This window comes from Sphingomonas sp. BE123 (genome assembly GCF_031456015.1).
Classification (GTDB): Bacteria; Pseudomonadota; Alphaproteobacteria; order Sphingomonadales; family Sphingomonadaceae; genus Sphingomonas.
This window is the reverse complement of the sequence record NZ_JAVDTW010000002.1, coordinates 103545-127093: the sequence shown is the minus strand read 5'-3', so window position 1 is coordinate 127093 and position 23549 is coordinate 103545. Positions and strand designations below refer to the sequence as shown.

The 23549-nt window shown below is 67.9% G+C and carries 22 protein-coding genes; 9 read left to right on the top strand and 13 right to left on the bottom strand.

Going from position 1 to position 23549, the window contains the following annotated elements:
• Positions 1–54 precede the first annotated feature (54 nt).
• Positions 55–1317 (top strand): cation:dicarboxylate symporter family transporter, encoded by a 1263-nt coding sequence (locus J2Y54_RS08730; protein WP_310038777.1) that lies wholly within the window; start codon positions 55–57, stop codon positions 1315–1317.
• Between the two features lie 87 nt (positions 1318–1404).
• Here the strand turns inward: J2Y54_RS08730 and gorA are convergent, their stop codons facing one another.
• The 4 genes from gorA to pgi all read right to left on the bottom strand — a co-directional run bounded on the left by gorA (position 1405) and on the right by pgi (position 5153).
• Positions 1405–2751, bottom strand: a complete 1347-nt coding sequence (gorA, locus tag J2Y54_RS08725; RefSeq protein ID WP_310038774.1) for a glutathione-disulfide reductase — start codon at positions 2749–2751, stop codon at positions 1405–1407.
• A gap of 203 nt (positions 2752–2954) precedes the next feature.
• Complete coding sequence (locus J2Y54_RS08720) at positions 2955–3284, bottom strand: hypothetical protein (RefSeq protein WP_310038771.1); 330 nt, start codon at positions 3282–3284, stop codon at positions 2955–2957.
• Between the two features lie 79 nt (positions 3285–3363).
• Positions 3364–3663, bottom strand: coding sequence for an alkylphosphonate utilization protein (locus J2Y54_RS08715; RefSeq protein WP_310038769.1), 300 nt, complete (start codon positions 3661–3663; stop codon positions 3364–3366).
• Complete coding sequence (gene pgi / locus J2Y54_RS08710) at positions 3660–5153, bottom strand: glucose-6-phosphate isomerase (RefSeq protein WP_310038766.1); 1494 nt, start codon at positions 5151–5153, stop codon at positions 3660–3662. The genes J2Y54_RS08715 and pgi overlap by 4 nt, the downstream gene beginning before the upstream one ends.
• Positions 5154–5462: 309 nt before the next feature.
• Here pgi and lepB point away from each other — a divergent pair, with 309 nt between their 5' ends.
• Genes lepB through era form a run of 3 tightly spaced genes read left to right on the top strand, consistent with a single transcriptional unit; the run spans position 5463 to position 7898 of the window.
• Positions 5463–6311: a signal peptidase I gene (gene lepB / locus J2Y54_RS08705; protein ID WP_310038763.1), complete on the top strand. Its 849-nt coding sequence runs from the start codon at positions 5463–5465 to the stop codon at positions 6309–6311.
• Complete coding sequence (rnc, locus tag J2Y54_RS08700) at positions 6308–6976, top strand: ribonuclease III (protein WP_310038760.1); 669 nt, start codon at positions 6308–6310, stop codon at positions 6974–6976. The genes lepB and rnc overlap by 4 nt, the downstream gene beginning before the upstream one ends.
• A gap of 19 nt (positions 6977–6995) precedes the next feature.
• Positions 6996–7898, top strand: coding sequence for a GTPase Era (era, locus tag J2Y54_RS08695; RefSeq protein ID WP_310038758.1), 903 nt, complete (start codon positions 6996–6998; stop codon positions 7896–7898).
• A 149-nt stretch (positions 7899–8047) separates the two neighbouring features.
• On the opposite strand, the gene J2Y54_RS08690 is transcribed toward era, so the two are convergent.
• Both J2Y54_RS08690 and J2Y54_RS08685 read right to left on the bottom strand, forming a co-directional pair.
• A complete protein-coding gene (locus J2Y54_RS08690; RefSeq protein WP_310038755.1) occupies positions 8048–8758 on the bottom strand; it encodes an NAD-dependent deacylase in 711 nt (236 codons plus the stop codon).
• The gene (locus J2Y54_RS08685; RefSeq protein WP_310041252.1) at positions 8739–9734 is read right to left on the bottom strand and encodes a ligase-associated DNA damage response exonuclease; all 996 of its coding nucleotides are present in this window, start codon (positions 9732–9734) and stop codon (positions 8739–8741) included. The genes J2Y54_RS08690 and J2Y54_RS08685 overlap by 20 nt, the downstream gene beginning before the upstream one ends.
• An 89-nt stretch (positions 9735–9823) precedes the next feature.
• Here J2Y54_RS08685 and J2Y54_RS08680 point away from each other — a divergent pair, with 89 nt between their 5' ends.
• Genes J2Y54_RS08680 through pdeM form a run of 4 tightly spaced genes read left to right on the top strand, consistent with a single transcriptional unit; the run spans position 9824 to position 14164 of the window.
• Positions 9824–10009, top strand: a complete 186-nt coding sequence (locus J2Y54_RS08680; RefSeq protein WP_310038752.1) for a hypothetical protein — start codon at positions 9824–9826, stop codon at positions 10007–10009.
• A gap of 42 nt (positions 10010–10051) precedes the next feature.
• Positions 10052–12439: a ligase-associated DNA damage response DEXH box helicase gene (locus J2Y54_RS08675; protein WP_310038750.1), complete on the top strand. Its 2388-nt coding sequence runs from the start codon at positions 10052–10054 to the stop codon at positions 12437–12439.
• Positions 12440–12492: 53 nt separating this feature from the next.
• On the top strand, positions 12493–13455 hold the full coding sequence (locus J2Y54_RS08670; protein ID WP_310038747.1) for a retroviral-like aspartic protease family protein: 963 nt from the start codon (positions 12493–12495) through the stop codon (positions 13453–13455).
• A gap of 31 nt (positions 13456–13486) precedes the next feature.
• Complete coding sequence (gene pdeM, locus J2Y54_RS08665; protein WP_310038743.1) at positions 13487–14164, top strand: ligase-associated DNA damage response endonuclease PdeM; 678 nt, start codon at positions 13487–13489, stop codon at positions 14162–14164.
• Between the two features lie 40 nt (positions 14165–14204).
• Here the strand turns inward: pdeM and J2Y54_RS08660 are convergent, their stop codons facing one another.
• The 6 genes from J2Y54_RS08660 to J2Y54_RS08635 form a co-directional block, all read right to left on the bottom strand.
• The gene (locus J2Y54_RS08660) at positions 14205–14918 is read right to left on the bottom strand and encodes a head GIN domain-containing protein (protein WP_310038739.1); all 714 of its coding nucleotides are present in this window, start codon (positions 14916–14918) and stop codon (positions 14205–14207) included.
• A 37-nt stretch (positions 14919–14955) separates the two neighbouring features.
• Positions 14956–15684 (bottom strand): head GIN domain-containing protein, encoded by a 729-nt coding sequence (locus J2Y54_RS08655; protein ID WP_310038736.1) that lies wholly within the window; start codon positions 15682–15684, stop codon positions 14956–14958.
• A 268-nt stretch (positions 15685–15952) separates the two neighbouring features.
• Positions 15953–16486 (bottom strand): CarD family transcriptional regulator, encoded by a 534-nt coding sequence (locus J2Y54_RS08650; protein ID WP_310038733.1) that lies wholly within the window; start codon positions 16484–16486, stop codon positions 15953–15955.
• Between the two features lie 278 nt (positions 16487–16764).
• On the bottom strand, positions 16765–17106 hold the full coding sequence (gene fdxA, locus J2Y54_RS08645; RefSeq protein WP_066661540.1) for a ferredoxin FdxA: 342 nt from the start codon (positions 17104–17106) through the stop codon (positions 16765–16767).
• Positions 17107–17212: 106 nt separating this feature from the next.
• Positions 17213–17515 carry an RNA-binding S4 domain-containing protein gene (locus J2Y54_RS08640; protein WP_310038730.1) on the bottom strand — a complete coding sequence of 101 codons (303 nt, stop codon included), beginning with the start codon at positions 17513–17515 and terminating at the stop codon, positions 17213–17215.
• Entirely contained in the window at positions 17508–20009 is a 2502-nt protein-coding gene (locus J2Y54_RS08635; protein ID WP_310038728.1) for a helicase-related protein, read from the bottom strand. Before J2Y54_RS08635 ends, J2Y54_RS08640 begins: the two co-directional genes overlap by 8 nt.
• Positions 20010–20211: 202 nt before the next feature.
• Here J2Y54_RS08635 and J2Y54_RS08630 point away from each other — a divergent pair, with 202 nt between their 5' ends.
• Positions 20212–21765 (top strand): M23 family metallopeptidase, encoded by a 1554-nt coding sequence (locus tag J2Y54_RS08630; RefSeq protein ID WP_310038725.1) that lies wholly within the window; start codon positions 20212–20214, stop codon positions 21763–21765.
• A 54-nt stretch (positions 21766–21819) separates the two neighbouring features.
• On the opposite strand, the gene J2Y54_RS08625 is transcribed toward J2Y54_RS08630, so the two are convergent.
• Positions 21820–23412, bottom strand: coding sequence for a helicase HerA domain-containing protein (locus J2Y54_RS08625; protein WP_310041249.1), 1593 nt, complete (start codon positions 23410–23412; stop codon positions 21820–21822).
• Positions 23413–23549 lie beyond the last annotated feature (137 nt).

The window sequence follows — 23549 nt, the reverse complement described above, 5'->3', positions numbered from 1 at the left end:
GTTGCGTCCCTGTCTGGGGCGCGGTCATAGCGCCGCTTTTTCCCAAGGGCGAGCATGTCGCAAGCAACCCGTATCTTTGTTGCCCTGATCCTGGCGCTGGCCACCGGGATCGCCGCCGCCGCGCTGGCGCCCGAACGCGCGCTCGCCGCTGCCGACTGGATCCAGCCGATCGGCACGATGTGGCTGCACGCGCTGCAGATGACGATCGTGCCTTTGGTGGTGTCGCTGCTGATCACCGGCATCGCCGCGACGGCGGAGGCGGCGCGGGCGAGCCGCCTCGCCGGGCGGGCGTTTGTCACCTTCATCATCCTGTTGTGGATCAGTTCGGCATTGGGCGGGGCGATTGCGCTGGGGCTGTTGTCGGCATTCCCGCTCGGCGCGGACCTGGCTGCGGCGCTGCGCGATGCGCTGGGCAGCGCGCCGCCGACGGGCGAGGTGCCGCCCTTCTCCGCTTTCCTCGTCGCGTTGGTGCCGTCCAATCCGCTCGCCTCGGCGGTCAATGACGCGTTCCTGCCGATGATCCTGTTCACCACGGTGTTCGCCTTCGCGATCACGCGGTTGCCGGTCGAGGAGCGCGAGCGGCTCACGGGCTTTTTCCGCGCGCTCGGCAATGCGATGCTGATCGTGATCAACTGGGTATTGTGGCTGGGACCGATCGGGGTCGGCGCGCTGGCCTATGTCGTCGGCGCGCGCGCGGGGACGTCGGCGTTCGGCGCGCTGCTCCATTATGTGCTGATCCTGTGTGCGGTTGGCGTGGTGCTGTGGCTGCTGGCGGTGCCGTTCGCCTGGATCATGGCGAAGACCCCGCCGGCGCGGTTCATCCGGGCGATCCTGCCGTCGCAGTCGGTGGCGGCGTCGACGCAAAGCTCGCTCGCCAGCCTGCCCGCGATGCTGCGCTCGACCGAGGCGCTGGGCGTGCCGGTGGCGCGTGCGGGGGTGGTGCTGCCGCTCGCTGTCGCGCTGTTCCGCTGGACCGGGCCGGCGATGAACTTTGCGGTCGCGATCTATGTCGCGCACTGGTTCGGGATCGAGCTGACCTGGGGGCAGATCGCCGCGGGCTGGGCCGCGGCGGCGATCACGACGATGGGCGCGGTGGGGCTGCCCGGGACGATCAGCTTCGTGTCGTCGATCGCGCCGATCGCGATCGCGATGGGCGTGCCGATCGCGCCGCTGGGGCTGCTGGTGGCGGTCGAGACGATACCCGACATCTTCCGCACGCTCGGCAATGTCGCGATGGATGTCGGCGCGACGCGGGCGATTGCGGGCGAGGGCGAGGCGGATAGCGAGGCGGATGCGTTGTTGCGGGAGGGGGCGTAGTAGCCGTCGCCCCCCGCTTGCGCGGGGGAGTGATCGGCGAAGGCTGCCCCGCAGCCTTCGGTCGTCGCTGACGCGCCGACTACCCGATCACTTCATCAGCACAAGCTCTTCCGCCATCGAGGGATGCAGCGCGACGGTCTGGTCGAAATCGTCCTTGGTGAGGCCCGCCTTGACCGCGACTGCCGCCGCCTGAAGGATTTCGGGGGCGTCGGGGCCGATCATGTGGAGGCCCAATACCTTGCCCGAATTGGGCTCGCAGATCATCTTGTAGAGCGCGCGTTCGTTGCGGTTCGCCAGCACATTCTTCATCGCGCGGAAGTCTGACGTATAGACTTTCACCGCGCCGAATTTCTGCTTCGCCTCGCTTTCGGTCATGCCGACGCCGGCGATGGGCGGGTGGCTGAACACGGCCGAGGGGATGCAGCCATAGTCGACGGTGGTCGGCTTGTTGCCGAACACGGTGTCGGCGAAGGCTTGCCCCTCGCGAATCGCGACGGGGGTCAGCTGGACGCGGTTGGTGACGTCGCCGACGGCATAGATCGACTCGACGCTCGACTTGTTGTCCGCGCCGACCACGATTGCGCCCTTGGCATCCAGCTCGACCCCGGCTTCGGCGAGGCCCAGGCCATCGGTGTTGGGGACGCGGCCGGTGGCGAACAGGACGCAATCGACCTCCATATCGTCATGATTGGTCATGCCGACCTTTAGGCTGCCGTCGGCCTGCTTCTCGATCCCGCGGAATTCGGCATGGAAGCGGAAATCGATGCCCTTGGTCATCGAAATCTGCAGCAGCCGGTCGCGGATCTGTTCGTCATAGCCACGCAGGATGACGTCGCTGCGGTTGATCAGCGTCACCTTGCTGCCGAACTCGTTGAAGATGCCAGCAAATTCATTGGCGATATAGCCCGCGCCCGCGATCAGCACACGCTTGGGCAGCGCGTCGAGGTGGAATACCTCGTTCGAGGTGATGCCATGTTCGTTACCCGGGCAGGACGGCACCAGCGGGCGCGCGCCGACCGCGATCAGGATCTTGCCCGCAGTGATGGTGCGGCCGCTCGCCAGCGTGACTTCGTTGGGGCCGGAGACGGTGGCGCGTTCGTGGACGATCTCCACGCCATGGCTGTCGAGCGTGTTGGTATAGGCTCCGTTGAGCCGGTCGACTTCGCTCAGCACATTGTCGCGCAGGACGGTCCAGTCGAAATCGCATTCGGGCACGTTCCAGCCAAAGCGGCGCGCGTCGTGCAGATCCTCGGCGAAATGCGCGCCATAGACGAGCAGCTTCTTGGGCACGCAGCCGCGGATGACGCAGGTGCCGCCGACACGATATTCCTCGGCGATCGCGACCTTCGCGCCGTGCGCGGCGGCAACGCGGCTGGCGCGGACGCCGCCGGAGCCTGCGCCGATGACGAAGAGGTCGTAGTCGTAATCGGCCATGTCGGGCTCCTGTTGGGTCGTCGGAGCGGGAGATAGGGGGCTGGGGTGGGATTGCCAACGGCGGGGGTGGGGTTCGCACCTTCCGTTGGTCACCCCGGACTTAGTCCGGGGTCCACGGTGCCGCGCGTCCGCGCTCTGGCCCCTTGCTTCGCGCCTCGCCCCCCGGTGGACCCCGGCACAGGGCCGGGGTGACAAAGATTTGGCTAGATGATCCGCGGCACTCCCGGCTGTCTGTCATCACAGCCCTCTCCTGCGATCAACAGATCGAGCAGCATCTCGAAATCGTTGGCCACAGCGAGATGACCGCGCACTGCCGGAAGGTGTTCGGACCTGGAGCGGATCGCTCCAGACGCCTGACGCAAGCACTCTAAGATCTGCTTTGAGATAACGAATTCTGTGCGGAGGTCTTCCGCCTTGCGACAAATATGCTGGCGTAGCGCGTTAAACGCTTCGGGGTCGAAATGGTCAGCTGCCAGCAATCGCACGGTAGCGCGACGGTGAAGCTCTTCTAACTCCAAGTCGTAGTCGTTCACGTGCATTCGGCTATCCTCATTTCCCGGATCCGCCTCCCGGTGGACCCTGGCACGAGGCCGGGGTGACGATGGGGGCGGGTCAGCGTTTCCGCACAAACTCCGCCCTCAGCACCAATCCCTTGATGCCGTCGAACTTGCAGTCGATCTCTTGGCTGTCGCCGGTCAGGCGGATCGATTTGATCAGGGTGCCGCGTTTGAGGGTCTGGCCGGCGCCCTTGACGGTCAGGTCCTTGATCAGCGTGACCTGATCGCCGTCGGCCAGCAGGTTGCCGACCGAATCGCGGACTTCGACCACATCGTCGGTCGGAGCGGCGGCCAGCTGCGACGCGGGGACCCATTCGCCGCTCGCCTCGTCATAGACATAGTCGTCGTCGCTCATGCGAACGCCCGCCGGATCAGGTCGTCGGTGGAGGGGTCGAAGTCCTGGCCGCCTGCTTCCGCCGCCTTGGCCATTTGCTTGCCCAGCTCGACGCCGAACTGGTCGAACGGGTTGATGCCGAGCAGCGCGGCGCTGACGAAGGTGCGGTGTTCGTAGAAGGCGATCAGCGCGCCGAGCGTGCGGGGATCGAGTTCGTCGAGCAGGAGCGTCATCGACGGGCGGTCGCCGGCATAGGCGCGGGCGGGGTCGTCATTGGCGCGGCCGGCCATCAGCGCGGCACCCTGGGCGAAGCAGTTGAGCAGCAGGGCGCGGTGGTGGTCCTCGGCCAGCGTGTCGCCGCCCTCGATCACCGCCAGGAACTCCAGCGGGATCAAATGCGTGCCCTGATGCAGCAGCTGGAACACCGCGTGCTGTGCATCGGTGCCGACACCGCCCCAGGTGATCGGCGCGGTGGCGCGGCCGATGGGCTGGCCGTCGGCCGTCACCGACTTGCCGTTCGATTCCATCTCGAGCTGTTGCAGGTAGCTGGGCAGGAGGCGCAGGCGCTCGTCATAGGCGAAGACGCCGCGCGTCTGGCACCCGCGATTCTGGGTGTAATAAAGGTCCGCGAACGCCGCGAGGACCGGTGCGTTGCTGCGCAGATCGGTCAGGCGGAAATGGCGGTCCATTTCGGCCGCGCCGTCCAGCATTTCCTCGAACGCGTCCCAGCCGAGCGCAATCGCGGCGGGGAAGCCGATCGACGACCATAGCGAGTAGCGCCCGCCGACGCTCTCGCCGAACGGCAGGATGCGGGTTTCGTCGACGCCCCATTCGACCGCCTTGTCCGGCGCGGCGGTGAGGGCGATCACGCGGCCATAGGGATCCTCGACGCCATGTTCGCGCATCCAGTCGAGCGCGCTGGTGGCGTTGAGCAGGGTTTCGGTGGTGGTGAAGGTCTTCGACGCGACCGCGATCAGCGTGGCGTGGGGATCGAAGGCGTCGATCGCCTCTTCCAGTGCGCAGCCGTCGATGTTGGAGACGATGGCGACGTCATAGCGGTCCATGTCGCGGCCGAGTGCATCGATCAGCAGCTCCGGCCCGAGTGCGGAGCCGCCGATGCCGATGTGCAGGATGTGGCGGACGGGGCCGAGTGCCTCGGCCTCGATCGCGTCGATCAGGCCGCGCATGCGGGCGTGATAGGCGGCAGCGCGCGCGACGCTCTCTTCGCCGCCCTCACCGCGTTCGGCGGTGTGCTCGGCGGCGCGGCCTTCGGTCACGTTGACCGGCTCGCCCGCGAACAGCGCGTCACGCTTGGCGGCAAGATCGGTCGCCTTGGCCAGCGCGGCGAAGGCGTCGAGCGCGGTGGCGTCGAGATGCGTCTTGGAGAAATCGAAATGGATGCCCGCGACATCGGTGGTGAGCGCTGCCAGCCGGTTCGCGTCGGCGGCGAACAGGTCCTTGAGCGGGGTGCGCGGCAGCGATTCGATCGCGCTCCAGTCGGGGGTCGCCATATGCCTGTCTCCTTTTGGGTCGCGGCGCGTGTAGCGTGATGGGTGGGGGAGTGAAAGCTCCCTTCCCCTCGCCCCTCCGCAGGAGGGGAGAGGGTTGCGCAGACTTGGTCTCGCGCAGCGAGGCCTTAGTCGGAGCTGGGAGAGGGGTGGGCGGCTGCATGGCAGCCGCGCGGAGCTTTGCTCCGCTCTACCCTTCTCCAAGCTACGCTAGGCAACAAGTTGCCAAGCTGCGCTATCCTCTCCCCTATCAAGGGGAGAGGGGTAAGAGAGTGCCTTGACGATGCCACACACCCAAAGCACAGCAGCACCATGGACGATTCCGCCACGGCGCAGCCCGCCGCCCCCGCCGAGACCCTCAAGCCGCGCTCCGAGCTGCGGGATACGCTGAGCTTTCTCGTCAAGCTCGCGATCCTGGTGTTCATCGTGCGCAGTTTCGTGTTCGCGCCGTTCAGCATCCCGTCGGGGTCGATGCTGCCGCGCCTGCTGGTCGGCGACTATCTGTTCATCACCAAGTGGAATTACGGCTATTCCAAGCATTCGCTGCCGTGGAGCCTGCCGCTGATCCCGGGGCGGATCTTCGCCAAGGATCCCGCGCGCGGCGATGTGGTGGTGTTCAAGGCGCCGCCCGACGCCAAGACCGACTGGATCAAACGCGTGATCGGTCTGCCCGGTGACACGGTGCAGATGCGCGGCGGGCAGTTGATCCTGAACGGCAAGGCGATTCCGAAGCAGCGCGTGGCCGATTTCGTGCTGCCGATGACGCCGAACGCCGATTGCGACGCGCCGACGATCGAGACGGCGGCGGACGGCACCGCGGTGTGCCGCATCCCGCGCTATCGCGAGACGCTGCCGGGCGGGAAGAGCTATGATGTGCTCGATTCGGGGATGACGGTGGGCGACGATACCGCGCTGTTCACCGTGCCCGCGGGCCATGTGTTCCTGATGGGCGACAATCGCGACAACAGCGCCGACAGCCGGTTCGAGCCCGTGCTGGATTCGAGCGGGGTCAATCGCGGCGGCATCCGCTATGTCCCGATCGAGAATATCCAGGGCAAGGCAGTGGTCAATTTCTGGTCGACCGACGGCAGTGCGAGCTGGGTACTGCCCTGGACCTGGTTCAGCGCGGCGCGGTTCGAGCGGATCGGGGAAGGCTTTTGAGTGACGACCTGCCCGGCTGGCTGGCCGGGGTGCTCGGCACGGCCCCGGGTGACATGGCGGTGTACAGCCGCGCGCTGACGCATGGCAGCCAGGGCGCGGCGAATTACGAGCGGCTGGAGTTTCTGGGCGACCGGGTGCTGGGGCTGACGCTGGCCGAGTGGCTGTACGCCCGCTTTCCGAACGAGCCGGAGGGGAAATTGTCGCGGCGCTTCAACGCGCTGGTGACCGGGCAGATGTGCGCCGAGGTCGCGCGCGAGATCGGCGTGCCGCGCCACCTGAAGCTCGGCAAGCAGGCGCGCGACGATGGCGCGTCGGACAGCGACAATGTGCTGGGCGATGTGATGGAGGCGCTGATCGGCGCGACCTTCCTCGACCAGGGGTTCGACGCGGCGCGCGCGCTGGTGCGGCGGCTGTGGGACAGCCGGATCGACAATCAGTCGGCGGCGCCCAAGCATCCCAAGTCCGCGCTGCAGGAATGGGCGGCGGCGAACAACCGCCGTGCGCCGGACTATGTGCTGGTCGAACGCTCGGGGCCGGGCCATGCGCCGCGCTTTCGCGTGAAGGCGGAGATCGCCAAGCTGGCGGAGGCCGAAGGGACGGGATCGAGCAAGCAGGAGGCCGAGACCGCAGCGGCGGCGGCGCTGCTGGCGCAATTGAACGGCTGATTGCCGTTACGGAGTGATGATGAGCGAAAACGAACAACGCTGCGGCCTGATCGCCGTGGTCGGCGCGCCCAATGCGGGCAAGTCGACTTTGGTGAACGCATTGGTCGGGCAGAAGGTGGCGATCGTCAGCCCCAAGGCGCAGACGACGCGCGCGCGGCTGATGGGCATTGCGATCGAGGGCGATACCCAGCTGTTGCTGGTCGACACGCCGGGGATTTTCGATCCGGCGCGGCGGCTGGACCGGGCGATGGTCGCTGCCGCCTGGGAGGGGTCGCAGGGCGCGGACCTGATCGCGCTGGTGGTCGACGGCAAGGGCGGGATCGGGCCGAAGGTGCGGAGCGTCGTCGCGGGCCTCAAGGAGCGGCGCGAGCGCAAGATCCTGATCCTCAACAAGGTCGATATCGCCGACAAGCCGCGCCTGCTGGGCCATGCCGCGAGCCTGAACGAGCTGGCCGAGTTCGAGGACACGTTCTTCGTGTCGGCGACGACTGGGGATGGCGTGGCGGAGCTGAAGGCGGAGCTGGCCAAGCGCATGCCCGAGGGGCCGTGGCATTTCCCCGCCGATCAGGTGTCGGACGCCACCGACCGCATGCTGGCGGCGGAGATCACGCGCGAGCAGCTGTATCACCTGCTCCATGCCGAGCTGCCCTATGCGACGGCGATCGAGACCGAGCGCTATACCGAGAAGCCCGACGGGTCGGTCGAGATCTACCAGCAGATCCTGGTCGAACGGCCGACGCAGCGTGCGATCGTGCTGGGGCAGGGCGGGTCCAAGATCAAGGAAATCAGGTCGCGCGCGCGGGCCGAGCTGGCGAACCTGCTGGGGGTCAAGGTCCAGCTGTTCCTGCATGTGAAGGTGCGGCCGGGCTGGGAGGAGGATCGGTCGCTGTATCGCGAGATCGGGCTGGATTGGGTGGATTGAGCCTTCCAATCCTCCCCCGCCAGGGGGAGGTGGCGCCGAAGGCGACGGAGGGGGAGGACGGCTGTGTCTTTTAGGCTCTTGCCGTCGTGCTTCCTCCCCCTCCGTCAGCTGCGCTGACACCTCCCCCTTGCGGGGGAGGATTGATCGGGTCAGCCGAGAAGCGACGCCACCCATTCGGGCACCAGCGTTCCTGCCGGACCAAGGCGGGATTCCGCGAACCAGGCGCTGCCCTCTGACCGCTCGAGGTTGAGTTCGAGCGAGCCGGCGCCGTGATAGCGCGCGGTGCGCACGAAGCCGGCGGCGGGATAGACTGCGCCCGAAGTGCCGATCGACACGAACAGGTCGGCGCGCGACAGCGCGGCGTCGATCACGTCCATGTGATAGGGCATTTCGCCAAAGAACACGATGTCGGGCCGCAATGCCGGCGCGTCGCACGACGGGCAGGGCGTGCCGGGCGGGAGCGGGTCGGCCCATTCGCTCTGCACGCCGCACAGCGCGCACAGCGCCGACTTCAGCTCGCCGTGCATGTGGAGCATGCGTTTCGACCCGGCGCGATCGTGCAGATCATCGACATTCTGGGTGACCAGCAGCAGCTCGCCGGGCCACTGCGCGTCGAGCCGGGCGAGCGCGCGGTGTGCGGCATTGGGTTCGACCTTGGCAAGCTTGGCGCGGCGTTCGTCGTAGAAGCGGTGGACCAGTTCGGGGTCGTGCGCGAGCGCCTGCGGGGTGCAGACATCCTCGACACGATGCCCCTCCCACAGCCCGCCGGGACCGCGAAAGGTGGCGACGCCGGATTCGGCGGAGATGCCCGCGCCGGTGAGGATCACGATGTTGCGGATGTCAGTCGTCCTCGTCCTCATAGCCCGAAAGTTCCAGCGCGCGCGCCTTGATCTGGTGCTGGCGGCACCAGTGGACCAGCGCATCTTCGCGGCCATGGGTGACCCACACTTCCTGCGGCGCGATCTCGCGCAGCGTCATGGTCAGCTCGTCCCAGTCGGCATGGTCGGAGAGGATCAGCGGGAGCTCGACATTGCGTTGGCGCGCGCGCTGACGGACGGTCATCCAGCCGCTGGCCATGGCGGTGACCGGGTCGGGCAGGCGGCGTGACCAGCGGTCGTTGAGGCTGCCTGGCGGAGCGAGGATGATGCGGCCCTGAAGCTCCTTTTTCGCGACGCCGGTCGCGGGGCGGAGTTCGCCGAGCGCGACGCCATGGTCGATGTACAGGTCGCACAGCCGCTGCAGCGCGCCATGGATGTAGATCGGGTCGTCGAACCCCATGCCGCGCAGTTCCGCGATCACCCGCTGCGCCTTGCCCAGCGCATAGGCGCCGACCAGCACGCAGCGTTCGGGCTCGGCGCGCAGGGCGGCGAGCAGCTTGTCGATCTCGTCGGTCGTTTCGGGATGGCGGAAGACGGGGAGGCCGAAGGTCGCTTCGGTCACGAACACATCGCATTTGACCGGGCGAAAGGGTTCGCAGGTCGGGTCGGGGCGGCGCTTGTAATCGCCGGATACGACGATCCGCTCGCCGCGATGATCGAGCACGATCTGCGCAGACCCCAACACATGGCCGGCAGGGACGAAGCCGATCTCGACGTCACCCATGCGGATCGTCTCGCCATAGGCGACCGGATGCGCGGTCTGGGGGCCGTAGCGCGCGTCCATGATCGCGAGCGTTTCGGGGGTCGCCCACACCTCGCCATGACCGCCGCGCGCGTGATCGGCATGGCCATGGGTGACGAAAGCGCGCGGCTTGGGCTGCGACGGGTCGATCCAGATGTCCGCAGCGGGGACATGGATGCCTTCCGGGTGGGGGGTGATCCAGTCGCCCAATGCCATGGTTGCGATATGCGCGAGTGATCCGATCGGTTCCAGTCGGATCAATCGCGGATCGCTTTCGTTGGAGTGGCAACGAAGGAGATGATGACATGGTGGACAGCGGCGGCGGCCTGTGGGGCGTGATGACGATCCTTGGCCCGATCATCCTGGCAGCGGTGATCCTGTGGGCGATCCTGCACAATCGGACGAGCGCGCGCGAGAAGCAGCGCACCGAGGACGCGACGCGCAAGATGTATGATGCGCAGAATGAAGAGGATACGCGACGCGAGCCCTGAGCCTGCGCTAAGACCTTCCGTGTGAGCGACCTTCCCGCGCCCTTGACCGACTGGTTCGCCGCGCGCGGATGGGCGCCGCGGCGGCATCAGCTGGACATGCTGGCGGCGGGGCGGGCGGGGAAGCACGCGCTGCTGGTCGCGGCGACCGGCGCGGGGAAGACGCTGGCGGGGTTTCTGCCGACGCTGGCCGAGTTGATCGAGGCGCCGGGCGAGGGGCTGCACACGCTGTATATCTCGCCGCTCAAGGCGCTGGCGGTGGACGTGCAGCGCAATTTGCTGACCCCGATCGAGGAAATGGGGCTGAGCATCCGCGTCGAGACGCGGACTGGCGACACGTCACACGAGAAGAAGGTGCGTCAGCGCGCGCGGCCGCCGCAGATCCTGCTGACTACCCCCGAATCGCTGAGCCTGTTGCTGTCCTACGAGGACAGTTTCCTGATGTTCGCGGGGCTGAAGACCGTCGTGGTGGACGAGGTGCATGCCTTTGCCACCGGCAAGCGCGGCGACTTGCTGGCGCTGGCGCTGGCACGGTTGCAGACCATCGCGCCGGAGATGCGGCGCGTGGCGCTGTCGGCGACGGTGGCGGACCCCGATGGCTATCGCGCCTGGCTCGCGCCGCATGGCGACATCGACAGCGTCGAGCTGGTGGTGGGCGAGAAAGGCGCGGACCCCGATATCGCGATCCTGCTGCCCGAGGGACGTGTGCCGTGGTCGGGGCATAGCGGCATCTATGCGATCCCGCAGGTGATGGCGGAGATCGAGACGCACAACACCACCATCGTATTCTGCAACACGCGCGGGCTGTGCGAGCTGGTGTTCCAGAATCTGTGGAAGGCCAACGACCTGCAGCTGCCGATCGGCGTGCATCACGGCAGTTTGAGTTTGGAGGCGCGGCGCAAGGCCGAACAGGCGATGGCGGACGGCAAGCTGCGCGCGCTGGTCGCGACCGCCAGCCTCGACCTCGGCGTCGATTGGGGCGATGTCGATTGCGTGATCCAGATGGGCGCGCCCAAGGGAAGCTCGCGGCTGTTGCAGCGGATCGGGCGCGCCAATCACCGGCTGGACGAATCGAGCGAGGCGGTGCTCGTGCCGGGCAACCGCTTCGAATATCTCGAGGCGCGCGCGGCGCTGGACGCGGTCGCGGCGGGCGAGCTGGACCCGGATATCTTCCGCCCCGGCGCGCTCGACGTGCTGGCGCAGCATGTGATGGGCGTGGCGTGCGCTGCGCCGTTCGAGGCGGGGGCGTTGCTGCGCGAGGTGCAGGGGGCGCTGCCCTACTCCGCCCTGGATGCCGAGACGTTCGACCGGGTGCTGAACTTCATCGCCGATGGCGGCTATGCGCTGCGGGCGTACGACAAGTTCAAGCGGCTGACGCAGACGCCCGACGGACTCTGGCGGGTGACCAAGCCGGCCTTTGTTGCGCAGCATCGGCTGAACGCCGGGATCATCGTCGAATCGCCGATGCTCGATGTGCGGTTCAGGAACGGGCGGCGACTGGGCAAGGTCGAGGAGAATTTCGGGTCGCAGCTGTCGCCGGGTGACAGCTTCTTCTTCGCGGGAATGGCGGTCGAGGTCGAGCGGGTCGAGCTGACCGATGTGATCGTGCGCGCAACGGCGAAACCGGCGCGGATCGTGTCCTATACCGGGCTGCGGCTGTCGATCAGCTCGACGCTGGCGGAGCGGGTCAGGCATTTTCTGGCGGACCCCGCCGAATGGGCGCGCTTTCCCGACGATGTGCGCGAATGGCTGGAGGTGCAGCAGCGCCGCTCGCAACTGCCCGCGCCGGGGCGGCTGCTGGTCGAAACCTTCCCGCACGAAGGCCGGCACCACATGGTGGTGTACAGTTTCGAAGGGTGGAACGCGCACCAGTCGCTGGGGATGCTGGTGACGCGGCGGATGGAGGCGCTGGGGCTGAAGCCGATCGGCTTCGTCGCGAACGATTATGCGCTGGCGGTGTACGGGCTGGAGCCGATCGCCGATCCGGCGGCGCTGTTTTCGCCCGATATTCTGGAACATGAATTTGTCGAATGGGTACAGGGATCGGCGCTGCTCAAGCGCGCCTTCCGCGAGGTGGCGATCATTGGCGGGCTGGTCGAGCGGCAGCAACCGGGGAAGAAGAAGACCGGGCGACAGGTCACCTTCTCGACCGACCTGATCTATGATGTGCTGCGCAAGTACGAGCCCGATCACCTGCTGCTGAAAGCCGCCTGGGCCGATGCGCGGGCGCGGATGACCGATGTCGGGCGGCTCGCGCATCTGCTCGACACGGCGGCGGAGCAGATGGTGCATGTCGATCTCGACCGGGTCAGCCCGATGGCGGTGCCGGTGCTGATCATGATCGGGCGCGAAACGGTGGCGCAAGGCACCGCCGAGGACGCAATGCTGATCGAAGCCGAGGCGCTGGCGGTCGAGGCGATGCGCGTCGATTGAGCCGCGCACGACTCCGATTGCTGCGCAGCATCGGCTGCGATACAATGCCGCCCATGCGGTCCCTGTTTCTCCTGCCGCTGATCGCGGCAATCGGTGCATCGGCCCATGCGGAGACGGTCCCGCCGCCAACCCTTGCGACCGCGGCGGCGGCAGAGGCGGACAGCGCCGAGGGGATTGTCCAGCTCGGCGCCCAGGCAACGCGAATGACCGTTCCGGTGTCGATCGGCGGCGCGCCGGCGCAACCCTTTGTCATTGATACCGGAGCCGAGCGATCGGTGGTGTCGCGCCAGCTGGCGGGACAGTTGGGGCTGTTGGCCGGCCCGCAGGTGCGGCTGACGACGATGACCGGCACGGCGCAGGTGGGGACCGTCGTGGTGCCATCGCTGAGCGTCGGGCCGGTACGCGACGCGCGCGCGTTCAATGCCCCCGCGCTGGAGGCGGCGCATCTGGGTGCGCAGGGCCTGTTGGGGGTCGAGCAGCTGCGTGGCCATATGGTCGCGATCGACTTTGTTCGCCGCGAAATGACGGTGCGCCCCTCACGCGGCGCTGCACAGGGGAGCCGCATCCGCCAGAATGCCGACGAAATCGTCGTGGTCGCGCGCTCGCGCATGGGGCAGTTGATCGTCACCGAGGCGCATTTCGAAGGGCACAAGGTGACTGTCGTGCTCGACACCGGATCGCAGATCAGCATGGGCAATCTGGCCCTGCAGCGGCGGTTGCGGCGCATCCCGCTCAAGGGACCGATCGAGCTGACCAGCGTGACCGGGGACAAGATGACGGTCAATTACCATGTTGCCGGCCAGGTGCAGCTGGGTGGCGTGGTGATGCGCGGCCTGCCGGTGGCCTTTGCCGATATCCCCCCGTTCGATCATTTCGGGCTGTCGGATCGGCCCGCGCTGATGCTGGGCATGGACGCGCTGCGCGCATTCCGCCGGGTCGAGATCGACTTTCCGGCGCGGCGCGTCCGGTTCCTGATGGCGCATGACCGCGCGGCTCCGGCGGTGCGGACCGGTTGACGCGCCGCCCGCGCGCGGCGATAGCGGGGGCATGGTTCCCTTTTCGTTCGCCGGTCACGAGCTGTGTGCGCTGCCCGAGGCAGCGCTCTACTGGCCGGCGCGGCGCGCGCTGATCGTCGCCGACCTGCATTTCGAAAAGGCCAGCTGGTTCGCGGTGCGGGGGCAGATGCTGCCGCCCTATGACAGCATGGCGACGCTCGATGCGCTCGCCGCGCTGGTTGCGCGTACCGAGGCGCAGGAATTGTGGTGCCTGGGCGACAGCTTCCACGATTCGGCGGGGTGCGAGCGGTTGCCGGAGGCGGCGCGGCTGCGGCTGCGCGCGTTGACCGGGGCGCTCGACTGGACCTGGATTACCGGCAACCATGACGCGGCGCTGGCCGAGCAGATGGCGATCGATCATTGCGGCGGGCAGGTCGCGATCGAGGCTGAGGTGGACGGCCTGTTGCTGCGGCATGAGGCCGAGCCGGGCGAAACGCGGCCCGAATTGTCGGGCCATTTCCACCCCAAGTTGCGCGTGCGGACGCGCGGGCGACAGGTCGCACGGCGGTGCTTCGTCGCGACGCAACGCAAGCTGATCCTGCCCGCATTCGGCGCGCTGACCGGCGGGCTTGATGTCGACCATCCGGAGATCGTGCGCGCGGTCGGGCGCGGGGCGGAGGCGCTGGTACCGCTTGCGGACCGGCTGTTGCGCTTTCCGGTCGCGGCGTGATCGGGCCAGTGTTGCCGAGGGCCGGTGCCGCCGGCCCCCTTTAGCGCCGCCGGTCGGTCTTGCCGGTGCAGCTCGCCGGGCCGGGGCCGCTGATCGTGCAGGCGGCGTTGCCGGTGACCCGCACGCTGCCGGTACCCAGCGACGCGATCTGGGCCGTGTAACGCGCGGTGAAGCGGCTGTCGCCGGCGCTCTGGGCCTGGACGATGAGGTCGTTCACGGTCATCCCGGTCGCATCGATCGATCCGGCGCCATAGCTGCCGAACCGCGCGGTCCGCGTCATGCCGCCCCTGACCCGTACCGCACCGGTGCCGGTGAGGGTCACGGCGAGCTGATCGGCGTCGAGCCGGGCGATGTTGAGCGATCCCGCGCCATTGACGCCAAGGTCGACACGCTGGCCGCCGATCCGGTCGACATCGACCGATCCGCCGCCATTGATGTTGATCCCGCGCAGCCCGCGCGCGCCGACCGTGACGGTGACCGCGCCGCTCGCCGCGCTCCAGCCTTCGAAGGTCTGGTTGCGCGGGCCGATCACCAGCTGGCCGCCCATGTTGCGGACGCTGACCCGGTCAAGCGCGCGGCGGTCGCCGGTGACCACTGCCCTGGGCGGCTGGCCGTCGATCACCCTGACCAGGATCGGCCCGTCGACGCGCAGCCGTTCGAAGCCGGTGAGCATGACGGTGTTGCTCTCCGCCGCCTGCGGAACGGGCGCCGCAGCTGAGGTCAGGAACAAAGCGGGCAGGGCGAGCAGGCGCATCGCGCGAGCATCGCATCGATGCCCCGACGCGCGCAAGTCAGCTACAGCGCGCGTCGCCCGAGCCCATCTTGCTGACCGAGCATTTCGCGCCGCCGGTGAGTTCGACATCGCCCGATCCGATCAGCGAGATGTCGGCCGGGCCGTTGACCTGGGCGCGGACATTGCCGGAGCCCGCGATCGAAATATCGGCCTTGGCTGCCTTCAGGCCGGTCGCGGTGACGTTGCCCGACCCGGCGATCGAGATATCGAGCGCGCTGGTCGTGCCGCCGGCAATCGTGACATCGCCCGATCCGGCAATCGCGACATCGACCTTGCCGCCCGCCAGCGCGGCGACGGTCATGTTGCCCGATCCGGCGACGGCGCCATCGAAATCGCCCTTGGCCTGGTCGATCGTCATGTCGCCCGATCCGGCAATGTCGGCGCTGGCGAGCGCGGGGAGGGTGACGACGATCTTCGCGCCCTTGTCGCCGCCCCAGTTCCAGTCGCCATCCTTGCGCCCGATGCGCAGCGTATCGCCGTCCTTGCGGATTTCGAGCCGGTCGAGCAGCGCGCTGTCGCCCTCTGCGGTCACCGAGAAGGCGCCGGTGCGCACCTCGACATCGTCGGCGCCGCGCAGGGAAACGCCGGTGAAGTCGGCAACCTGGAAACTGCGCGTCGCGCCCTGTCCGCTTGGCTGGACGACGTCGCCGCTCATGCTGCCGGAGACGTTGCAGGCTGCGAGCGACAGCGCGGCGCTGGCGACGAGTGCGATGCGGAAGCGGTTCATCGGGTCTCTCCCATGTGTGTTGTTGCGATAATACACGTAGCGGACGCGTCGCGCAAGTAGCGCAATCCTCCCCCGCCAGGGGGAGGTGTCAGCGCAGCTGACGGAGGGGGAGGAAGCATTGCGGCAAGAGACGGTAGGACACAGCCGTCCTCCCCCTCCGTCGCCTTCGGCGCCACCTCCCCCTAACGGGGGAGGATTTCAGACACTCCCAACGAAAAAGGGCGGCCCCGGCGGGACCGCCCTTTGTCAGTGGATCGGCAGCGCGCGATCAGGCGCTCGCCTTCTCCTTGTTGTAGATCGCGGCCGATGCGCGCAGGATGTCGAGCAGCTTTTCGAGCGCAGCCTTCTCGTCGATCTGCTCCATCGCGGCGAGCTCACGCGCGAGGCGCGAGGCGGCGGCTTCGAAGATCTGGCGCTCGGAATAGCTCTGCTCGGGCTGGTCGTCGGCGCGGAACAGGTCGCGGACCACTTCGGCGATCGACACCAGGTCGCCCGAATTGATCTTCGCTTCATATTCCTGGGCACGACGCGACCACATGGTGCGCTTGACCTTGGGCTTGCCCTTGAGCGTGTCGAGCGCTTCCTTGAGCGTCTTGTCGCTCGACAGCTTGCGCATGCCGACGCTCTCCGCCTTGTTGGTCGGAACGCGCAGCGTCATTTTCTCTTTTTCGAAGCGGAGCACGTACAGCTCAAGCTGCATGCCCGCGATTTCCTGCTTCTGGAGTTCGATCACACGGCCAACGCCGTGCTTGGGGTATACGACATAATCGCCGACATCGAAGGACAGCGCCTTGGCAGCCATGTGCGGGAAGCCTTTCTTATGAACTCGCGCCCCTAAAGGATTGCGTCACGGGCCCGGTGCGGTTACCGGGCGGGTGAAGCCGGTTCGGGGCAAATCAACAACGGTCTCCAGTACCGAAACGCGATTCCTCGCGTCCGACCGCTGTTTTAACACAGATGCAATAAAATTACTACCCCGGAATCACGCGATTCCGGAGCGCGCTATGGTGTTCGCGTGCCGCGGAACCGTGTCCCGCGGCACCGTTTCATTCGTCGATCGAACCGGCCCGATGGCCGGGTTCAGTCGCCCGCGCCGGGCTCGGGCGAGAAGTACTTCTCGTACTTGCCCTCTTCGCCCTTGTGCTCGTCGGCGTCGGCCGGCGTCTGGTCGGCCTTGCGCGTGACGTTGGGCCATTGCGCGGAGAAGGTGTTGTTGAGCTCAAGCCATTGTTCCAGGCCGCTCTCGGTATCCGGCAGGATCGCCTCGGCCGGGCATTCGGGCTCGCACACGCCGCAGTCGATGCACTCGCTGGGGTTGATGACGAGCATATTCTCGCCCTCATAGAAGCAGTCGACCGGGCACACCTCGACGCAGTCCATATATTTGCAGCGGATGCAGGCGTCGGTGACGACGTAGGTCATGGCAGGTTCGGCCCCTCAAGCGCCCCCTATGGGCGGTGACAATCGCGTTTCTGCTATGCCCGCAGCCCCGGCGCGTCAATCAAGACGCGCTTTATGCGAGACGTTCTCAATCTTCGCAGGGCGCCGGGGCGTGCCCGCCGGGAAGCAGTTCCTGGTACAGCGTCGCCGCCTCGCTGGCTGGACCGCGGCGCTGGGGCAGCGCCTCGACCCGCAGCACGCGCACCTGACCGCGCAGCGGAAAGGCGAGGATCGAGCCGATCCGGACAACGGCCGAGCTGCGCTCGATCCGCCGGCCATCGATGCGCAGCGTGCCCGCTTCGGCCATGTCCTGCGCCGCGCTGCGCGTCTTGACCAGTCGCGCGAACCACAGGAAGCGGTCGACCCGGATCGTGCCGGGTCGTTCAGTCATCGCGCGCGCCCTGCGCAAGGGCGAAGGCGCGGCCCATCGGCGTGTCGCGGGGCGGCGGCTTGGGCCGGGCGAGCGGCGTCAACCCTTTCCATGCCCAGCGCTGCGGCTGGCCGGGCGGAGTCCGCACCGCCTGAAAGCCGAGCTGGGCCATCAGCCGCGACAGCGTGTCGGCGGTCAGCCCCATCGATGTGGCAAGCGCCGGATCGGGGGCAAAGGGCGCCCGGCCGCCCCGTTCGCCGCGCTGGCGTGCATCATGCGCCGAGCGCGCAATGCGTTCGGCGAGATCGACGCGCACTGCCTGCTGCCCGAGCGGGCGATAGCCATGGTCGAGCGCGGCGCCCGGCGCACCGCGTGCCAGCACGCTCGCCCCCTCCGCCGGTCCTTCGCCCAGCCCGAGCAGCGCCCGGCGCGCGGCGGCGGCACGCGGCTTGAGCAGGCCGGGCATGAACAGGTCGAGCGTGCCGATGACGAGCCCGGCCTTGCGCAGCCATTTGCGGTCGGCGGGATCGAGCGCCTCGACCAATGCGCCGGCCGCCCGGCGCGGCATCAGCCCGCCCGCCTGCACCAGCAACCCGGCCAGCGCGCGCACGCGGCTGCCCGCGCTGGCATCGCGGCTGAGCGCATCGAGTGCGGCAAGGTCGGGCAGGTCCGCCGCGATCCGGGCATCGAACCAGGCGGCGATCCGCGCCTGTACCGCGTTGCGTTCGTGCGGGTCGAGCCGGTCGAGCGTGCGGCACAGCCGGATCGTCGGGCGCAGCGGGTTGGCGGTGGCGACGCAGTGCGCGACGCGCACCCCGCGCCAGCATATCTCCTCGCCCTGCTGGGTCAGGGTGTCATCGGGCGCCTGCGCCAGTGCCGCAGCGCGGCGGCGCAATTCGGGGGCAAGGCCCTTTTCGGCGGCGGCGAGCAGCATGCGCTTGTCCGCCGCCCGCGCATCGGGCGCGACGGCAAAGTGAAAGCCCTGCAACTGGCCGAGGACATGGTCTTCGACCGTCACCTCGCCCTCGGGCCCGATCACTACCGGCAGATGCGCCGCGCCCGCGCCGATCTGGCGCAGCAGCACGGTGGTGCGCTTGTCGACGAAGCGCTGAGTCAGGCTGGCGTGCAACGCGTCGGACAAGCGCTCCTCGAGCGCGCGGGTGCGGTCGGCCCAGTGGGCGGGGTCTTCCAGCCAGTCGGCGCGGTGCGCGATATAGGCCCAGCTGCGCGCGGCGGCGATGCGCCCGGCGATACTTTCGACATCGCCATCGACCCGGTCGAGCCGGGCCAGTTCGTCGGCGAACCAAGTGTGCGGGATATGGCCGCGACCCTCGCTGAGATGGCGGAAGACGCGCGATACGAAGCGGGCATGCGGATCGACGCCGAGCTTGCGGAAATCGGGCAGACCGCAAGCGGCCCAGAGCCGCGCAACCGCGCGCGGCGCGCGGACGCGATCGCGTACCCAATCCTCGCCGGCGAGACGCTTGAGCACCATCAGGTCGGTCGCTTCGGGCGCGGCGCGCAGCATTGGCAGGTCGGGCTTGGCCTCGAGGCTGGCGATCAGCGCGTCGATGCTGGACAGATCCGGCTCGCCCTCGCGCCAGTAGAGATAGTCGAGCGCGGGGACATGGTGCCCCTCGATCGCGGCGATCTCCTCGGGCGTGAAGGCGCCCGGACCCTCCTCGACCAGCGCGCCAAAGCTGCCATCGCGCTGGTGACGGCCCGCGCGCCCGGCGATCTGCGCCATTTCGGCGATGGTCAGGCGGCGCTGGCGGCGACCGTCGAACTTGTTGAGACTGGCAAAGGCGACATGCTGGACATCGAGGTTGAGCCCCATGCCGATCGCGTCGGTCGCGACGAGATAATCGACCTCGCCCGCCTGGAACATCGCGACCTGGGCATTGCGGGTACGCGGGCTGAGCGCGCCCATCACCACCGCCGCGCCGCCGCGCAGCCGCCGCAGCGCTTCGGCCACGGCATAGACTTCCTCAGCACTGAACGCGACGATGGCGGAGCGTTTGGGCAGGCGCGAGAGCTTCTTCGCACCGGCATAGCTGAGCGTCGAAAAACGCGGCCGGGTGATGATCTCCGCATCCGGCACGAGTTTGCGCAGGACCGGGCGCAGCGAATCCGAACCCAGGATCATCGTCGAGTCGCGTCCGCGCGCGCGCAGGATGCGATCGGTAAAGACATGGCCGCGTTCGGGATCCGCGCCGAGCTGTCCTTCGTCGAGCGCGACGAAGCTGACCTCCCGGTCGAGCGGCATGCTTTCGGCGGTGCACAGGAACCAGCGCGCGCCGGGCGGGACGATGCGCTCTTCCCCCGTGACCAGCGCCACTTCCTTCGGCCCCTTCATCGCGACCATGCGGTCATAGACTTCGCGTGCCAGCAGCCGCAGCGGGAAGCCGATGATCCCGCTGGAATGCGCCGCCATCCGCTCGATCGCGAGATGCGTCTTGCCGGTATTGGTGGGGCCGAGCACCGCAGTGACGGGGCTGTTCGCGAAACGGGTCATGATGGCGTTAGATCGGCCCGAGTCGCCAGCAGTGCAAGCGCGCAGGTACATGGCGTCGGATCGATTCTGGTTAACATCACGCCCTGTCCGCACCCCGGCACGACTCGCCGCAAGAATCGCGGCGCGGCGCACTGCTTAATTTGACTTTAGCCTATACGATCCACAACCGTCCCGACCAACGCCGGGGGAGCGGCGGATCTTTTTGTCGATTGGGTGGGGGCAGCGCGCCTTGTTTCTGCGCAGCGATCATGGACTGGACCAGGCCGGAGGCGCTGCCGCGCTCTCGTTCGGTCGTGGCGTCGCGACTCGCAGGCCCGGGCTGATCGAGCGTTTTCGCGAGCGCTATCCCGATTTCGAGCTGGTCCCCGATCTGGGGTCGCGCATCGGCAGCCGCGAATGGTTTCGCGGCGCAGCAACCTGTGCCGCGCTGTGCACCGGGGTGATCCTGTTGTCGCCGGGGTTCGAACGGCCAATCTATGGCAGCGTGCCCAGCGCCCATGCCGCCGGCGCCGACCTGATGCGCGCGCAGGCGATCGCGCCGCTCGACAAGGGCGGTGTCACCGGCACCCGGATGGCGGCGAACCGGCTGGTCACCAACCTGACCGACACGCCCGAACGCCCGATCATCCAGCACAGCCTGACCCTGGGGTCGGGCAGCGGGCTGCAGGCGGCGCTGGCGCGCGCCGGCGTCGGGCAAAGCGAGGCGGTTCAGGCGGCCAGCCTGATTTCCGGGGCGATGCCGCTTGGCGACCTCAAGTCGGGCACGCAGCTCGACCTGACGCTGGGCCGGCGCACCGACAAGTCGCAGCCGCGCCCGCTCGAAAAGCTCGCCTTTCGCGCGCGCTTCGACCTCAGCCTCGAGCTGGTGCGGACCCAGGCGGGGCTGGCGCTCAACGAAATTCCGATCGCGGTCGACCACACCCCGCTGCGCATCCGCGGCCGGGTGGGCGAGAGCCTGTACCGCTCGGCACGCGCCGCCGGTGCGCCGGCGCGCGCGGTCGAGGCCTATATCCGATCGATCGCGACGCGGATGCCGATCAGCCGGGTCGGATCGGACGCGGAGTTCGACATCATCGTCGAACAGGCGCGCGCCGCGACCGGTGAAGTCCAGCTCGGCAACCTTCTCTATGCCGGCCTTGCCGGTGGCGGGTCGGGCAAGCTTCAGCTGGTCCGCTGGGAAGAAGACGGCAAGGTTTCGTGGTTCGACGGCGCCGGCAAGGGCGAGCGCAAGGGCACGATGGCGATGCCCGCATCGGGCCGGATCAGCTCCGGTTTCGGGTTGCGGCGCCACCCGGTGCTGCGCTTCACGCGGATGCACAAGGGGCTCGACATTGCCGCCCCGCATGGCGCCCCGATCCGCGCGGCCAATGACGGCGTGGTCGCGTTCGCCGGGCGCAATGGCGGCTATGGCAATTTCGTGCGGCTTAACCATAGCGGCGGCATGGGCACCGGCTATGGCCATATGAGCCGCATCGCGGTGCGCGGCGGCCAGCGCGTCAGCCGCGGGCAGGTGATCGGCTATGTCGGCTCGACCGGCATCTCGACCGGGCCGCATCTGCATTACGAACTCTATCGCAACGGCGTCGCGATCAACCCGCGTTCGGTATCCTTCTCGGTCGTCCAGCAACTGGGCGGGAACGACCTGCGCGCGTTCAAGGCGAAGCTGTCGCAACTGCTGGCCGTTCCGGTCGGAGGAACGCGCGCCAAGCCGGCTGCGGGCGACCAGGCCGGCGGCGACACCGCGCGCGCGGACTGAGCCGCAGGCGCTTCGCCCCGCTCGGGAGCGAAGCCGTTACACCATGGATGACGCTTAGCGCCCCTGTGCCCGCCAGCGCCGGATGGTGCGGTCGAGGATCTGGTCCTCGCCCCCCATGTGCCGCCACAGTTCGGAAAAGAGCGGATCGCCCGATGCCGGGCGCTTGGTCTCCTCGAGCGCGTCGAACGCGACGCGGACCGGGGTGGCGACGCCTTCGCCGACCATGATGCACTCACGGTTGCGCAGCGCCGGAATCGCGTCGAGAAAGCCGCGCGCGCCTTCGGGCATGGCCGCGCGCACAAATGCCTGGTCGCGGTCGTTGTTGAGGCGCATCGAAATGATCGTGCCGCATTGCGACAGCACGCCTTCGGCCAGGTCCGACGGGCGCTGCGTGATCAGGCCGAGCGACACGCCATATTTGCGGCCTTCCTTGGCGATGCGGCTGAGGATGCGGCCGACCGACGATCCGTCGGCATTGCGTTCGTTGGGGACGTAGCGGTGCGCCTCTTCGCACACCAGCAGGATCGGGCGCTGCGCCTCGCCGCGTGACCAGATCGCATAGTCGAACACCATCCGGCTGAGCACCGCGACGACGACGCTGGTGATCTCGCTCGGCACGCCGGAGACGTCGATGATCGAGATCGGCTTGCCGTCGCCGGGCAGGCGGAAGATGCGGGCGATGAAGCTGGCCATCGTGTCCGACACCAGCATGCCGCTGAACATGAAGGCGTAGCGCGGGTCGGCCTTGATCTCGTCGATCTTGCCCTTGAGGCGCAGATAGGGGGCGGTGTCGGTCGCCTTGTCCATCTTGCCCATTTCGAGCTGCAGGATCTGGGTGAGGTCCGACAGGAGATAAGGGATCGGCGCGTCGACCGTCAGCTTGCCGAATTCGGCGGCGAGCCGGTTCTTCTGCTTCGCCATCAGGATGCAGCGCGCGAGGATGTCGGCATCGACCTGACGGTCCGATCCTTCGGTCGTCAGGAACACTTCGCAATGTTCCTCGAAGTTCATCAGCCAGTACGGCATGGCGAGGTTCGACACATCGAACAGCGCGCCATTGGACTTGAACGCGGCGGAATATTCGCCGTGCGGGTCGATCATCACGATATGGCCCTGCGGCGCGAGCTCGCAGATGCGGTGCAGGATCAATGCGGCGGCGGTCGATTTGCCGGTACCGGTCGATCCGAGCAGCGCGAAATGCTTGCCCAGCATCGAATCGATGTAGAGCGCGGCGCGAATGTCCCTGGTCGGATAGACATTGCCGACCTCGATATGCGCGCGATCTTCGGCGGCGTAGATCTGCTTGAGGTCGGCGGTCGAGACCGGGAACACCGGGGTGCCGGGGACCGGATAGCGGGTGACGCCGCGGCGAAAGCGGTACAGCTTGCCGGTCAGCTTTTCCTCGTCACCCTCGCCCAGGAAATCGACCTGGGCAATGACGTGATCGCCGCGCGGGTCGAGCCGCAGTGCGCGGACATTGGCGATCAGCCAGCTGCCGCCGGCGCGCAGCTTGATCTGGCTGCCGACCGTGCCGGCACCGGCAATGGCAGGATCGGCACTGGTGGCGAGCGCTTCGAGCGCTTCGGGATCGAACACCACTTCGCTCGACGCGCCGCCGATTGCGGACACGGCGCCAATTCCGGGCATGGCCGTGGCACGGGGCGAATCGCACGCCTCCGAAGCCGGGCGGATACGGTCGAACGGTTGGCCGCCCAGATCTTCGCTCATCACGCGGTGCTGCTCCCCCTGAAAAACAGCGTGTTTCTACGCAAGGGGGGTAAAGA